Source organism: Microbacter sp. GSS18 (assembly GCA_029319145.1).
GTDB lineage: Bacteria > Actinomycetota > Actinomycetes > Actinomycetales > Microbacteriaceae > Microbacterium.
This window is the reverse complement of the sequence record CP119753.1, coordinates 3812297-3825389: the sequence shown is the minus strand read 5'-3', so window position 1 is coordinate 3825389 and position 13093 is coordinate 3812297. Positions and strand designations below refer to the sequence as shown.

The 13093-nt window shown below is 71.9% G+C and carries 15 protein-coding genes; 5 read left to right on the top strand and 10 right to left on the bottom strand.

Features of this window, described 5'->3' with window-relative positions:
* Positions 1–44: 44 nt before the first annotated feature.
* Complete coding sequence (locus P0L94_17750; protein ID WES64297.1) at positions 45–602, bottom strand: DUF402 domain-containing protein; 558 nt, start codon at positions 600–602, stop codon at positions 45–47.
* Positions 603–713: 111 nt separating this feature from the next.
* Between P0L94_17750 and P0L94_17745 the strand changes: the two genes are divergently transcribed.
* Positions 714–1982: an isochorismate synthase gene (locus P0L94_17745; protein WES64296.1), complete on the top strand. Its 1269-nt coding sequence runs from the start codon at positions 714–716 to the stop codon at positions 1980–1982.
* A 57-nt stretch (positions 1983–2039) separates the two neighbouring features.
* On the opposite strand, the gene P0L94_17740 is transcribed toward P0L94_17745, so the two are convergent.
* Positions 2040–2402: a hypothetical protein gene (locus P0L94_17740; protein ID WES64295.1), complete on the bottom strand. Its 363-nt coding sequence runs from the start codon at positions 2400–2402 to the stop codon at positions 2040–2042.
* A 41-nt stretch (positions 2403–2443) separates the two neighbouring features.
* Positions 2444–3022: a TetR/AcrR family transcriptional regulator gene (locus P0L94_17735; GenBank protein ID WES64294.1), complete on the bottom strand. Its 579-nt coding sequence runs from the start codon at positions 3020–3022 to the stop codon at positions 2444–2446.
* Positions 3023–3096: 74 nt separating this feature from the next.
* On the opposite strand from P0L94_17735, the gene P0L94_17730 reads away from it, so the two are divergent.
* Positions 3097–4698, top strand: coding sequence for an MFS transporter (locus P0L94_17730; protein ID WES64293.1), 1602 nt, complete (start codon positions 3097–3099; stop codon positions 4696–4698).
* Between the two features lie 101 nt (positions 4699–4799).
* On the opposite strand, the gene P0L94_17725 is transcribed toward P0L94_17730, so the two are convergent.
* From P0L94_17725 to P0L94_17715, 3 genes are all read right to left on the bottom strand, one after another.
* Complete coding sequence (locus P0L94_17725; protein WES64292.1) at positions 4800–5663, bottom strand: polyphosphate kinase 2 family protein; 864 nt, start codon at positions 5661–5663, stop codon at positions 4800–4802.
* A gap of 63 nt (positions 5664–5726) precedes the next feature.
* Entirely contained in the window at positions 5727–7523 is a 1797-nt protein-coding gene (gene menD, locus P0L94_17720) for a 2-succinyl-5-enolpyruvyl-6-hydroxy-3-cyclohexene-1-carboxylic-acid synthase (GenBank protein ID WES64291.1), read from the bottom strand.
* A gap of 2 nt (positions 7524–7525) precedes the next feature.
* On the bottom strand, positions 7526–7966 hold the full coding sequence (locus P0L94_17715) for a PLD nuclease N-terminal domain-containing protein (GenBank protein WES64290.1): 441 nt from the start codon (positions 7964–7966) through the stop codon (positions 7526–7528).
* Positions 7967–8046: 80 nt separating this feature from the next.
* Here P0L94_17715 and P0L94_17710 point away from each other — a divergent pair, with 80 nt between their 5' ends.
* Positions 8047–8376, top strand: a complete 330-nt coding sequence (locus tag P0L94_17710) for a DUF4229 domain-containing protein (GenBank protein WES64289.1) — start codon at positions 8047–8049, stop codon at positions 8374–8376.
* On the opposite strand, the gene P0L94_17705 is transcribed toward P0L94_17710, so the two are convergent.
* From P0L94_17705 to P0L94_17690, 4 genes are all read right to left on the bottom strand, one after another.
* Positions 8377–9354, bottom strand: a complete 978-nt coding sequence (locus tag P0L94_17705; protein ID WES64288.1) for a 1,4-dihydroxy-2-naphthoate polyprenyltransferase — start codon at positions 9352–9354, stop codon at positions 8377–8379. It lies immediately after the preceding gene.
* Between the two features lie 55 nt (positions 9355–9409).
* Positions 9410–10564, bottom strand: a complete 1155-nt coding sequence (locus P0L94_17700; protein ID WES64287.1) for an AMP-binding protein — start codon at positions 10562–10564, stop codon at positions 9410–9412.
* A gap of 4 nt (positions 10565–10568) precedes the next feature.
* Entirely contained in the window at positions 10569–11471 is a 903-nt protein-coding gene (locus P0L94_17695; protein ID WES64286.1) for a 1,4-dihydroxy-2-naphthoyl-CoA synthase, read from the bottom strand.
* Positions 11472–11582: 111 nt separating this feature from the next.
* The gene (locus P0L94_17690) at positions 11583–12179 is read right to left on the bottom strand and encodes a pentapeptide repeat-containing protein (protein ID WES64285.1); all 597 of its coding nucleotides are present in this window, start codon (positions 12177–12179) and stop codon (positions 11583–11585) included.
* Between P0L94_17690 and P0L94_17685 the strand changes: the two genes are divergently transcribed.
* Positions 12178–12342 carry a hypothetical protein gene (locus P0L94_17685; protein WES64284.1) on the top strand — a complete coding sequence of 55 codons (165 nt, stop codon included), beginning with the start codon at positions 12178–12180 and terminating at the stop codon, positions 12340–12342. The genes P0L94_17690 and P0L94_17685 overlap by 2 nt on opposite strands.
* A gap of 9 nt (positions 12343–12351) precedes the next feature.
* Positions 12352–13086 carry an NAD(P)H-dependent oxidoreductase gene (locus tag P0L94_17680; protein WES64283.1) on the top strand — a complete coding sequence of 245 codons (735 nt, stop codon included), beginning with the start codon at positions 12352–12354 and terminating at the stop codon, positions 13084–13086.
* The last annotated feature ends 7 nt before the right edge of the window (positions 13087–13093 follow it).

The window sequence follows — 13093 nt, the reverse complement described above, 5'->3', positions numbered from 1 at the left end:
CGAGTCTACGGGCGCGGCGCGGGCCGCGATCCGCGCCGCCGGCGTCAGTGGTGGGACGGTCCGAGCCCGAGGGCGGCGAGCCGGCCCAGCCAGACATCCGCGGTCTCCAGATCGAACGGCTCCTCCCGGGCGATCACCCGGCGCTCGAGGTCCTCGGCGAGCGCCTCGAGCTTCGACACGAGCTCGCCCGGGTAGCCGTAGGCGACGCGGTGCTCGTCCCATTCGTCGCGATCGTCGATGTAGACGCCGGTCTCGGCGCGGTCGACGACGTCGAGGTCCATGTCGATCCCGGTCGGCTCGCCGTCGCGCCACCGGACGTCCCATGCGATGTCGATGTACACGCGCGTCCGATGCGGTGCGGCGTTGTGCGTGTAGGCGTAGTCGCCGGTCGGCGGGATGAGGGTGACGTTCGGATGCTGCGGCACGAAGTCGCGCCCGGGGCGCGAGCTGTGCCAGCCAGGCAGCTGCCCGAACCAGTCACCCCATCTGTCGGTCCCCAGGTACACGCACTCGTGGATCCAGTGCGGGCCGCCGTCGAACTTGCGCCAGCGGAACAGCAGGCGCGTGCCCGGCTCCGGGCGGTCGACATCGGTTCGGCTCATCCTCCGAGCCTATTGCGCCGCGGCGCGACCGACGCACAGCGCCGGGGGTCGTCGCGGCGAGTCTAGGCTGGTGACGTGCACGACCCGGCTTCTCCGCGACCTCCACGGCTGGTGGCCCGCACCCGGGAGATCGGCCCCGTGCCGGACCTGCTCTCTTTCGCATCGCCGAGCTCGCCCCTGGTGTGGCAGCGTCGCGGCGACGGCATGGTGGGCATCGGCGAGGCGCTGCGCATGGGCTTCGGCGGACGCGACGCATGGTCGCCGCCGCCCGGCTCGTCGTCGCCGTCGCCGGCGGACGCGTGGCGCCTGTTCGCCCGGCACGCCGAGATCGACGATCCCGTGGGACTGCCCGGCACCGGACTGGTCGCGTTCGGATCCTTCGCGTTCGACGAGCGCTCCGGTTCGTCGAGCCGCCTCATCGTGCCCGAGACCGTGATCGGCCGCCACGGCGACCGGTACTGGATGACTCACATCGCCGTCGACGAGGAACCGTCGCACGAGCCGGTCGAGCCGACCGCGTTCGGACCGTACTGGTCGGCGACGATCGGTCCGGGCGCACTCGATCCGGCCGGATACCAGGAAGCGGTGCGCGGTGCACTGGCCGCCCTCGCCGACGGCGAGGTCAGCAAGGTCGTGATCGCCCGCGATCTCGCCGGCACGATCCCGGTCGGGGCAGACGTGCGGCGCCTCGCGCGGGCCCTCGCAGACGGCTATCCCGACACATGGGCTTTCGCTGTGGACGGCCTGATCGGCGCGAGCCCCGAGACCCTGGTGACGGTCTCCGACGGCATCGCCTCGGCGCGCGTGCTGGCGGGCACGATCCCGCGCGGCGCCGACCCCGACGCCGACGCCGAGGCTTCGATCACGCTGTCGACGTCGGCCAAGGATCTCGACGAGCACCAGTACGCGGTCCAGAGCGTCCTGGCCTCACTCCGCCCCCACACCAGCGCCCTGTCGGCCGGCGAGCAGCCGTTCGCCCTGAAGCTGCCGAACGTCTGGCACCTCGCGACCGACGTCTCCGCAGACGTGGCGCCGGGGACCAGTGCGCTGGATCTCGTCTCGGCGCTGCATCCGACCGCGGCCGTCGCGGGCACTCCCACGGACGCCGCGCTCGGCCTCATCCGACGGCTCGAGCCGTTCGACCGCGGTCGCTACGCCGGCCCGGTCGGCTGGATCGATGCCGCCGGCGACGGCGAATGGGCGATCGCCCTGCGGTGCGCGCAGATCGCGGTCGACCCCGTCCGCGGCGGCGCGCCGTACGCCGACACGATCCCGGTCACCGCCTTCGCGGGGGCGGGCATCGTCGCCGGCAGCGACCCGGAGTCCGAGCTCGTCGAGACGCGCGTGAAGTTCCGCCCGATCGTCGACGCCCTCGCCTGACCGGCGGGGCCGGTCGCGACGAGGGCGTCTGAGGGGGATCGCGCCGAAGCGCGGAGGTCAGCTGTAGGAGCGCCAGACGGTGGCGAGGAAGATGTTGACCACCGTCAGCAGCGAGATGGTGGGAAGCACCCAGGCGGCGAGGGCCTCCTTCTTGCGGTTGATCAGCGCGATCACGATGATCGCGACGAGAACGCCGAGCTTGACCGTGATCTTGGCGTTGTTCACGGGGTCGCCGACGGCGTAGTTCAGGCCCACGAGCAGAACGCCGGTCACGAGCATGGTCCATGCGCCGTGCATGATCGCCGGGACGATGCGCTTGCCGCCGTCGCGCTTGGACGTCATCTCGACCAGGGCGCCGCCGAGCAGGCTCGCGACTCCGATGATGTGGATGCCGAGGACGACGTACTTGAAGATCTCCATGACGGGAGATCATACCGACATGGTGTCGGTAAACCGAATCGTCAGCCTGCGAGGACGCCGTTCGTGAGGATCCGGTAGGCCTCCGCGGCGACCGACTGCGGATCGGCGCCCTCGGACACGGACTTCACAGCCGCGCCGAGCAGGCCGTTCACGAGAGGCACCGTCGCGTACAGGTCCTCGACGCCGGCATCGCGGAGCACCTCGATGAGGGGCAGCAGCAGGGCGTCGTGGAGCGCCATGACGTCCTCCATGCGCTGCGGCGAGATGTCGGCCTGCTGCAGAACAGTGGCCAGATGATGCGTGCCGTCGGCGCTCATCTCGGTCGTCGCCTCGACATACCGCCGAAGGCGCGGGAGCCCGGGTTCGACGTCGGCGAGCGCGGCTTCGAGGTCGCGCCCCCACTCCTCGAAGGCCTCGACGGTGAGCGCGACGAGGATGTCCTCGCGCGAGGAGAAGTACTCGTAGAAGCTCGAGCGCGCCAGATCCGCGCGAGCCGTCACGGCGGCCGGCTTGACGGCATCGACACCCTCGTGCTCGACGAGCTCGGCGGCCGCACGGAGCAGCGCCGCGCGCTTGGCGGCACGATGCTCGGCGACCGTCGGCTCGCTGATCCGGGGCATGTCGTCATCCTCCCACGCGGTCCATGCCGGCATGAGTGGACTTTTGCCGACATGGTGTCGGTATGATGACCCGCATGTCTTCTCTCCGTCGCTGGCTCGGACTCGTCGTCATCGGCATCGCCGTCTCGCTGATCATCGTGGACACCACCGTCGTCAACGTCGCGATCCCCGCGATCGTCGACGACCTGGGCGTCTCGTCCACGCAGGTGCAGTGGATCCAGGAGTCCTACACGCTCGTGTTCGCCGCGCTCCTGATCGCCTTCGGGACCCTGGGCGACCGGATCGGCCGCCGCGCCCTGCTGCTCATCGGCGTCGGCGTCTTCGCGGCGGCGTCCGTCGCCGCCGGGCTGGCACCCGACGGCGCCACCCTGATCGCCGCCCGCGTCGCGCAGGGCGTCGGAGGCGCCATGGTGCTGCCGGGGACGATGTCGCTCATCAACGCGGGCTTCCGCGGCCGTGACCGGACGATCGCGTTCGCCGTCTGGGGCTCGATCATCGGCGGCATGGCGGCCGTCGGTCCGCTCCTGGGCGGGTGGCTCATCACCGACTTCTCGTGGCGCTGGGCCTTCGGCGTCAACGTGCCGTTCGGACTGCTCGTGCTCGCCGCCGCGGTGTTCACGATCGAGGAGTCCCGCTCCGAGCGCCCGGAGCGGTTCGATCCCGTCGGAGCCGCGCTGGGGGTCGTGGCGGCGGGCCTGCTCGTCTTCGCGCTGATCGAGGGCCGGTCGCTGGGCTGGATCGCGGTGAACGAGCGCGTCACGATCGGCGACTGGACGTGGCCGTGGGCCCTCTCGCCGACGCCCGTGCTGCTCGGGCTCGCGCTGCTCGCCCTGGTCGGCTTCCTGCTCTGGGAGCGCCGCCGAGACCGGGCGGGGAAGCCCACCCTGTTCCCGCTGCACCTGTTCTCGCTCACGAGCTTCCGCAACGGCAACCTCGTCGCCATGATCGTCAGCCTCGGCGAACTCGGGCTGCTCTTCGTCCTGCCGATGTGGATGCAGAACGTCCTCGGCTACGACGCGCTCCAGGCGGGCTTCGCGCTGGTCTCGCTCGCCGTGGGCTCGTTCCTGGCGACGGGCATGGTCAGCGGCCTGTCGCGTCGTATGAGCGCGGTCGGCATGCTGCGCCTCGGCGTGGCGCTCGAGCTCGCGGGCGTGCTCGCCCTGGGCCTGGTCCTGAGCGTCGACACCGGCGCGTGGCTCATCGCCGGGCTGCTGTTCGTCTACGGTCTGGGCATCGGCCTGGCCAGCTCCCAGGTGACGAACGTCGTCCTCGCCGACGTCCCCGTCGACCACAGCGGCCAGGCCTCGGGCACGCAGAGCACCGCCCGCCAGATCGGCTCGGCCCTCGGCGTCGCGATCCTCGGCACCGTGCTGTTCACCTCCCTCGCGGCCGATCTCGACAGCCGGCTGGGAGATCTGCCCGCGGCGGAGCGCGACCCGGTCGTCACGGCCGTCACCGGCAGCGCGGGCGCCGCGATCCCGGGACTGCGTGCCGCACCCGCGACCACCGCCGCCGGAGACGCCGCCGCCGAGAGCTTCACCGCGGCCAGCTCGTACGCCGCGTACACCGCCGCCGCCTTCCTCGCCGTGGCACTGGCGGCATCCGCGACCCTGCGCGCGAGGCGCGATGACGAGGGGGCCGTCGACCACGAGCCCGCCACGGCGACACCGGCGTGATCAGCGGTCCGGTCGGATCCGTCCATCGCGGCGAGACCTGCTGAGCCGAGGGAGGTTCCGCCGCGCCGGCGGGTCTCGATGTGTCGCCGCCGCTTCGCCGCTCAGGATGCCGCGAGCCGCGCCCTCTCCTGGGCGATGTCGTAGTCGGCATCCGGCCACTGCGGGTCGATGTCGTCGAGCGCCTGCAGCAGGAGGTTCTGGACGGCCAGGCGCGCGTACCACTTGCGGTCGGCGGGCACGACGTGCCATGGCGCATACGGCGTCGATGTCCGGTCGAAGACGGTCTGGTAGGCCGACATGTAGTGGGGCCACAGCACCCGCTCGTCGACGTCACCCGGGTTGAACTTCCACTGCTTCTCGCTGCGGTCCAGGCGCGCCATCAGCCGGTCCCGCTGCTCCTCGTACGAGATGTGGAGCATGACCTTGACGATGCGGGTCCCCGCCTCGAAGAGCGTCTTCTCGAACTCGTTGATCGCGTCATAGCGACGCTCGATCTCGTCGGGGTCCGCGAGCTCGCGCACCTTCGCCACCAGCACGTCCTCGTAGTGGGAGCGGTCGAACACCGCGATCCGTCCCGGGCCCGGGCTGTGCTTGGCGATGCGCCACAGGAAGTCGTGCTCGAGCTCCTCCTCGGTGGGCTTCTTGAACGCGGTGACGTCCACCCCCTGCGGGTTGCCGGCCCCGACGACGTGGCGGACGATCCCGCCCTTGCCTGCCGAGTCCATCGCCTGCAGCACCAGCAGCACGGATCCGCTCGTCGTCTCGGACTGGCTCGCGGCGAACAGGCGCTCCTGGTACTCCTCGAAGTCCGCAGCTCCGGACGACAGGTCGTCCTTTCCGTCGTCCTTGCCCCCGTCGTACGCCGGTGTCGAGCGCGGGTCCACGCCCGACAGCACGAAGCCGTCGCGCACCCGCAGCAGTTCGGCGACGTCGTCGGTCCAGTTCTTCTGGCTCTTGGCGATCATGGTGCCATCCTGACGTGACCGCCCACCCGAACGACCGAGGCTTGCGCGCGGGCGTGCGATGTGTCAGCGCTCGAGGGGAACGACGATGAGCTGGCGGCCCGCGACCGGCGAGGTGAGCAGCTGATCCAGTGCCGCGCGCGTCGTGACCACGTGGTGCTCCCAGCCGTAGGCTGCCGCGAGCGCGGCGAAATCCACCGGCTGCGGCGTGTACATCACACGGTCCAACGTCTCGGCGCCGACGGTGTCGGCGACCTCGAGGGTGTCGAAGATCGTGCCCCCGCCGTCGTCGCCGACGATGACCTGCATGCGCGGCGTCTGCTCGCGCTCGGGCAGCGCCAGGGCGCCGGCGTCGTGCACGGTGGCGAGGTCTCCCAGCAGCACACGCGTGACCCCCGGCGATCCGGCGGCCTGGCTGGCCACGGCCACACCCGTCGCGGTCGCGATCGTGCCGTCGATGCCCGCGAGACCGCGATTGGCGTGCACGGGAACCTTCTTGCCGGGCAGCACGGCGTCGGCGATGCGCACGAGCCGCGACGACCCGAACACCAGCCGGTCGTGCGGCCACGTCGCCCGCCACACAGCGTCGACGAGCATCCTCCGGTCGACGGTCTGGCGTATCGCCGCCATCTCGCTCGCGATCGCCCCGAGCCGCTCCTCGGGGACCGCCGACGCGAGACCGGCGGCATCCGGCGCGGGCGCCGACAGGTCGACCGCCGCCGCACGCGATGCCGTCATCCACGCGCCCAGCCACGCCCGGTCGGGCGGACCGGCGGCCACGGCGAGCGAGTCCACCGCCACGGTCGCACCGTTGAGATTGAGGGGCTCACCGGGGCCGCGCACCGCGACCACCTCGATGTCGTCCCGGCTCAGCAGCGCGGCGACCTCGCGGCTCAGCGTCGGATGCCCGAAGACGACGGCCCGCTCGACGCGGCCGCCCAGGTCCGGGTCGGCGAGCGCCGCGCGATAGCCGTGCACGACGAGGCGTCCGTAGCGCGCGCCGCTGACGATCTCGGCGACCAGGGGCCAGCCTCCCAGGTGGGACAGCGTCTCGGCGTCGCCGCCGGCATCCGCGCCCGCCACGACGAGCGTCCGCGGGCCGCGCTCGAGCACGAAGGGGTCGTCGGCAGGCGCGAGCGGCACGTCCGCCTGGCCGATGCCGCCTCCGCCCTGGTAGAGCGCACCGGACGCAGCGCCGGGCTCGGGCTCGTCGCGCTCGACCAGGTCGGGCGGAGAGCCCAGGGGCCGTGCCGCCTCGGCCACGCCGTCGGCCGGCCAGTCCGGCAGCGGACCGCTGAGGGGCTCGCGATAGGGCAGGTTCAGATGGACCGGCCCCGCCGACCACAGGCCGGCGCCGAGCGCCGCGGCCAGCGCCTGATCGGCCACGTCGCGCAGCATGGCCGTCTGCTCGGCGTCGCCGATCGGATCGACCTCATCGGGCACCGGCAGGTCGGTCTCGAACCGCGCCGCCGCGGAGAACATCCCGGGCTGGCGCGTGGTCTGATTGGCTCCCACGCCGCGCAGCTCGGGCGGGCGGTCGGCGGTCAGCAGGATCAGCGGAACCCCGGCGTGGTGCGCCTCGAGCGCGGCGGGGAGCAGATTCGCCGCCGCGGTGCCCGACGTGCACACCACGGCGGCCGGCATGCCGCTCTCGCGACCGATGCCGAGGGCCGTGAACCCGGCGACGCGCTCGTCGACGCGCACGTGCAGGGCGATGTCGCCGCGCCGCTCGAGCTCGGCGGCGACGAGGGCGAGCGCCTGCGAGCGCGACCCCGGACTGAGCACCACATGGCGCACGCCCTGGGTGACCAGACGGCGCAGCAGTGCCGCGGCGGCGTCGGCCGCCGGCGACCGGCCCGACATGCTCAGCCGTGCGCGCCGCGCTGACCGCGGCCGTCGTCGTCGGGATCGTTCGATCTGGTCGGCGGCTCGGCCGCGCCGGTTCCCGCCGATGAGATCGGCGGCGTCGCGGGTCCGTCCGGACCGAAGTCGTCTTCGGCGTCCAGGAGCGCGAGCTCCTCCTCCAGGCGACGGATGCGCTCGTCCTGGTCGCTGATGGAGCCGATGGTGCCCAGGAACTCCGGGTCGTCGTCCGGCGCGCGCGGCACCTGCAGCTTCGAGGCGCGCGCCCGACCCACGACGAACCACAGGATGCCGCCGATCACCGGCAGCAGCACCACGATCGCGATCCACGCCGGCTTGCCGACGCCGCGATGACGGGTGGGATGCTGCACGGCGCAGTCCACGATGGAGTACACCCAGAAGGCCGCGGCCACCAGGGCACCGATCACAAGCGCTCGTGCCACGTCTCCATCCTAAGCATCCGCGCGAGCTGGTGGCCCGGTCGTGACCGAACCGACGCCGACGCGCCGATTACGATGGTGTGGTGAAAGCCCGTCCTGTCCTGGTGTATTCGGCGTTGCGGCTGCTGGCCTTCCTGGTGCCGTTCGGCCTCCTGATGCTGCTGCCGATCGGACGCGAGCTGTATTGGCTGTCGGCGATCTTCGCCGCGCTGATCGGGCTGAGCCTGTCGATGCTGTTCCTGCGCCGCCCCCTCGACGAGGTGACGGCGGGTATGGCCGAGCGTCGCGAGGCCGCCCGCGCGGCGCGGCGCGACGAAGACGACGAGGACGCCGCCGCCGACGCGTTGGAGTCCGACGCGCAGACCGCGACCGCGGACAGCGCCCCCGCCGAGGAGCGGCGCGACGACTCCTGATCAGCCGATGAAGGCCCAGAACAGGAAGGCGCCGTAGGCCACGGACGTCAGCGACGTCAGGCCCAGAGCGACCACCAGCTCGTTCGGGTTGCGGTAGGTCCACACGATCAGGATCGCGGGAAGCGCCGCGAGCAGCGCCAGCATGGTCAGCCACGCGATCGGGTAGAACAGCGCGAGCCAGGCGGCGATGGCGAAGGCCCCCAGCAGCAGGATCGAGAACAGCCAGCGGGTGGCGGTGCGCCCGATCAGCACCGTCAGGGTGCGCTTGCCCGCTTCACGGTCCTGGGAGATGTCGCGCAGGTTGTTCGCCAGCAGCACCGCGCACGCGATGAGTCCCGCGCCGACCGCGCCGAACCAGGCCTCCTGCGGCAGCGCGAACGCCTGCACCCACGTCGTGCCGAGGGTCGCGACCAGCCCGAAGAAGACGAACACGAACACCTCGCCGAGAGCGGCGTAGCCGTACGGGCGCTTGCCCCCGGTGTAGAACCACGCCGCGACGATGCAGACCGCGCCCAGCGCGATGAGCCACCACTGCTGCGTGCGGATCGTGATCGCCAGCCCCGCGAGCGCTGCGAGCCCGAAGAACGCGAACGCGACGATGAGCACCGTGCGGGGCTTGGCCTTGCGCGAAGCGGTGAGGCGCGCCGGGCCCACGCGGTGGTCGTCGGTTCCGCGCACGCCGTCGCTGTAGTCGTTGGCGTAGTTCACGCCGATCTGCAGCGCCACGGCGACGACGAGGCAGGCCAGCGCGATGACCCAGTGCATGACATCGGTGACGATCATCGCCGCGCCCGTGCCGATGAGGATCGGCGTCACCGCGAGCGGAAGCGTGCGCAGGCGCGCCGCGCCGACCCAGTCCCCGAAGGTCGCGGGCGCGACCGAGCGCGGGCTCGCGGACTGCTGGGGCTTCTGCGGGTTGCCCCGCGGCGTGCGACGCTTCGGAGTCGACTTCTTGCGCTTCTTGCTGGATGTTGCCACGAGTGCACATCCTAGAGCCCGACGCTCCCCCGCCCTAGGCGGAGGGATCTCCGGCTCAGCGCAGAGCGGCGACGGCCCGGCGTATGGACTCCCGGTCGGGCTTTCCCGAGGGCAGCGTCGCCAGCGCGTCGACGAGCACGAGCCGCGCGGGCCGCGCGTGCGCCCCCACCGTGCGGCCTACCGCTGTTCGCGCCTCTTCGAGCTGCGTCGCCTCGGGCCGTCGCAGCGCCTCGCCGCGGGCGGCGACGATGACGGATGCCTCGCCCCATCTCTGGTCGGGGACGCCCACGACGACCGCGCCCGAGAGCCCGGGAATCGTGCGGACGACGTGCTCGACACGATCCAGCGAGATGTTGATGCCGCCCGAGACGATGACGTTGTCGAGCCGTCCGCGCACGCGCAGCACGCCGTCCTCGAGGATGCCGGCGTCGCCCGTGCGGTACCACCGCGTACCGTCGGCGTCGCGCACGAAGACGGCATCCGTGAGCTCGGGGTCGCCCAGATAGCCGGTCGCGAGCGTGGGGCCGGCGATGCGCACCTCGCCGCCGGCGATGGCGACGTCGACGCCGTCGAGGGCGACACCGTCGTACACGCATCCGCCGCTGGTCTCGCTCGAGCCATACGTCCGCACGACCCGCACCCCGGCATCCTGAGCGCGCTCGAGCGTCGCGGGCGGCAGCGCCTGTCCGCCGACGAGGATCTGCTCGAACGAGCGCAGCGCCGCCAGCACCGCGCGGTCGTCCTCGGCCGCATCCAGCAGCCGGGTCAGCTGCGCGGGGACGAGCGAGGTGTAGGTCGCCGTCGAGCCGCCCAACGGGCCGCGCACCATCATCAGCGCGGCGTCGGCGAACCGCTCGGGGGTGAAGGCGTCCTCGAGCACCGTCGGCTCGCGCCCGGCGAGGATCGAGCGCACCAGAACCTGCAGGCCGGCGACATAGCCCGCCGGCAGAGCCAGCAGCCACGACCCCTCGCCCACGCGCGCCGCGGTCGCGTGCGCGCTCGCGGTGAGCGCGTCGGCGCTCAGGACGACGCTCTTGGGGATGCCGGTCGAGCCGGAGGTCGTCACGACGACGGCCGTGCCGTGCGGCGCCTCGACGGCCCGGGGACGCACCAGCCCGAGTCCCAGCGCGGGGCCCGTGCCGTCCAGCGCATCGCGCAGGCGTGCGGTGATCTCGCGGGGATCGTCGGCGGTGATCGGCTCGAGTTTCACGGGCTCAGAAGTGCCACGGGTAGGGCGACCAGTCGGGGTCGCGCTTCTGCAGGAACGCGTCGCGCCCCTCGACGGCCTCATCCGTGCCGTAGGCGAGGCGCGTGGCCTCGCCGGCGAACACCTGCTGGCCGACCATCCCGTCGTCGACGGCGTTGAAGGCGAACTTGAGCATGCGGATGGCGGTGGGCGACTTGGTGAGGATCGTGCGGGCCATCGCGACGGCCTCGCGCTCGAGGTCGGCGTGCGGCACGACGCGGTTGACAGCGCCCATCTCGTAGGCGCGCTGGGCGGAGTACTCCTCGGCGAGGAAGAACACCTCGCGAGCGAACTTCTGCCCGATCTGGCGGGCGAAGTACGCCGAGCCGTAGCCGGCGTCGAACGATCCGACGTCGGCATCCGTCTGCTTGAACCGGCCGTGCTCGGCCGACGCGATCGACATGTCGCACACGACGTGCAGCGAGTGTCCGCCGCCGGCCGCCCAGCCCGGGATCACCGCGATGACGACCTTGGGCATGAAGCGGATGAGCCGCTGCACCTCGAGGATGTGCAGGCGCCCGGCACGGGCCGGGTCGTGGACGGCGGACTCGTCCTCGGAGTACTTGTAGCCGTCGCGACCGCGGATGCGCTGGTCGCCGCCGGAGCAGAAGGCCCACCCGCCGTCCTTGGGGCTCGGGCCGTTGCCGGTGAGGAGCACCACGCCGACCTTCGGGTCCTGCCGGGCGATGTCGAGCGCGCGGTACAGCTCGTCGACCGTGTGCGGGCGGAAGGCGTTGCGCACCGCGGGCCGGTCGAACGCGATGCGGGCGATGCGCCCGTCGGTCGACACGTGGGCCGTGATGTCGGTGTACTCCTCGGCGCCGGGCGCCGGCGTCCACTCACTCGGGTCGAACAACTCGGAAACGCTCACCAGGTCAGCCTACGCGCGGCCCGTCGCCGCACGGCGTCATCCGCCGGGGCTTCGTGCGCCCGCCGCTGCCCTGCGGGCGAAGCCGGTGCCGGCGGCGCCCGCGACGGGCTCTCAGTCGTCGGTGTCGGATGCCGGGGCGACCCGCAACAGACCGATGTCGGCCAGCCCCACCGGCGGCTCGCCGGCGACGTAGAACGCGAGCGTCAGGTCCGCGTCGGTGAGCGTCGCGCCGGTGAAGTCGACGCCGCTGACCTCCGTGCCGTCCATGCGGGCCTCGGTGAGGTCCGCGCCCGCGAGCACCGCGCCGGCGAGGTCGGCACCGGCCAGGTCGGCTTCGACGAGATTCGCGCCGGTCAGGTCGCTGCGCTTGAGCTCGGCGTCGCGCAGATCGGCATCCGAGAAGTCGGCTCCGGCGAGCTCCAACCCGCTCAGCTGCGCGCCTTGCAGGTTCAGCGCCGAGAACGGCAGCAGGTCGTTTCCGCCCATGACGGCCTCGCGCACGAAGATCGAGTTCGACAGGGACTCGGCATGGGCTTCGCGCGAATCCGAACTCGCCTGGTCGATCGCGAACATCACCAACGACACGACGAGGGCGAGGATGACGCCGCCGATCAGCTCGAGCCACAGGTCGTCGCGGTTCCTGCGGACGAATCCGCGCAGACCCCGCGCGTCGGTCGTCGCCGGCTCCGTGGCAGGAGACGCGGACATGGCCACCTCCTCGTCGCCCCGGCGCATGCAGTGGTCGGGCGCCGTCGGCCGCGACCGACGCTACCGCACGAGCGCCCGGCCTCCACGGCGCCTCACGGATGCGGGCAGGACCGGCATCCGCCGTCACCGCTTCGTCATGCCGCGGCGGGACGCACGGGCGTAGAGTCGCGCCATGAGCGGACTCGATGGCGCACCCGCCGCATACGACGACCTGAGGGCCGTCTTCATCAACGGCACGTTGAAGCCGAGCCCTGAGCTGAGCCATACCCAGGGCCTGATGGACCACAGCATGGACCTGATGCGGTCGCAGGGCGTCGCCGTCGACGGCATCCGCTTCGTCGACCACGATGTCGCGTCGGGGGTCTATCCCGACATGCGCGAGCACGGCTGGAAGACGGATGCCTGGCCGGACGAGATCTGGCCGAGGATCGCCGCGGCCGACATCCTCGTCGTCGGCGGACCGCTGTGGCTCGGCGACAACTCATCGCAGACCCGCAAGATCATCGAGCGCCTGTACTCGATGAGCGGACTGCTCAACGACGACGGCCAGTACATCTACTACGGCAAGACCGGCGGCGCGATCATCACCGGCAACGAAGACGGCGTCAAGCACGCCTCGAGCTCGATCCTCTACGCCCTCCAGCACATCGGGTTCATGATCCCGCCGAACGCCGACGCCGGGTGGATCGGGGCCATCGGTCCGGGCCCGAGCTACCTCGATCCCGGGTCGGGCGGTCCCGAGAGCGACTTCACCAACCGCAACACCACGTTCATGACGTGGAACCTGCTGCACACCGCGCGCATGCTCAAGGACGCCGGAGGCCTGCCGGCATGGGGAAACGTGCGCAAGGCCTGGGATCGGGGCGAGCACTTCGGCTTCGACGCGGCCAATCCCGAATACCGCTGAGCCCGTC

Coding starts and splice junctions, on each gene's coding strand:
- menD (WES64291.1), bottom strand. CDS start 7,523: ATGTCGGGCCGGTCGCCGGCGGCCGACGCCGCCGCGGCACTGCTGCGC.
- P0L94_17680 (WES64283.1), top strand. CDS start 12,352: ATGAGCGGACTCGATGGCGCACCCGCCGCATACGACGACCTGAGGGCC.
- P0L94_17740 (WES64295.1), bottom strand. CDS start 2,402: ATGGAGATCTTCAAGTACGTCGTCCTCGGCATCCACATCATCGGAGTC.
- P0L94_17750 (WES64297.1), bottom strand. CDS start 602: ATGAGCCGAACCGATGTCGACCGCCCGGAGCCGGGCACGCGCCTGCTG.
- P0L94_17685 (WES64284.1), top strand. CDS start 12,178: ATGGCCACCTCCTCGTCGCCCCGGCGCATGCAGTGGTCGGGCGCCGTC.
- P0L94_17735 (WES64294.1), bottom strand. CDS start 3,022: ATGCCCCGGATCAGCGAGCCGACGGTCGCCGAGCATCGTGCCGCCAAG.
- P0L94_17725 (WES64292.1), bottom strand. CDS start 5,663: ATGATCGCCAAGAGCCAGAAGAACTGGACCGACGACGTCGCCGAACTG.
- P0L94_17690 (WES64285.1), bottom strand. CDS start 12,179: ATGTCCGCGTCTCCTGCCACGGAGCCGGCGACGACCGACGCGCGGGGT.
- P0L94_17730 (WES64293.1), top strand. CDS start 3,097: ATGTCTTCTCTCCGTCGCTGGCTCGGACTCGTCGTCATCGGCATCGCC.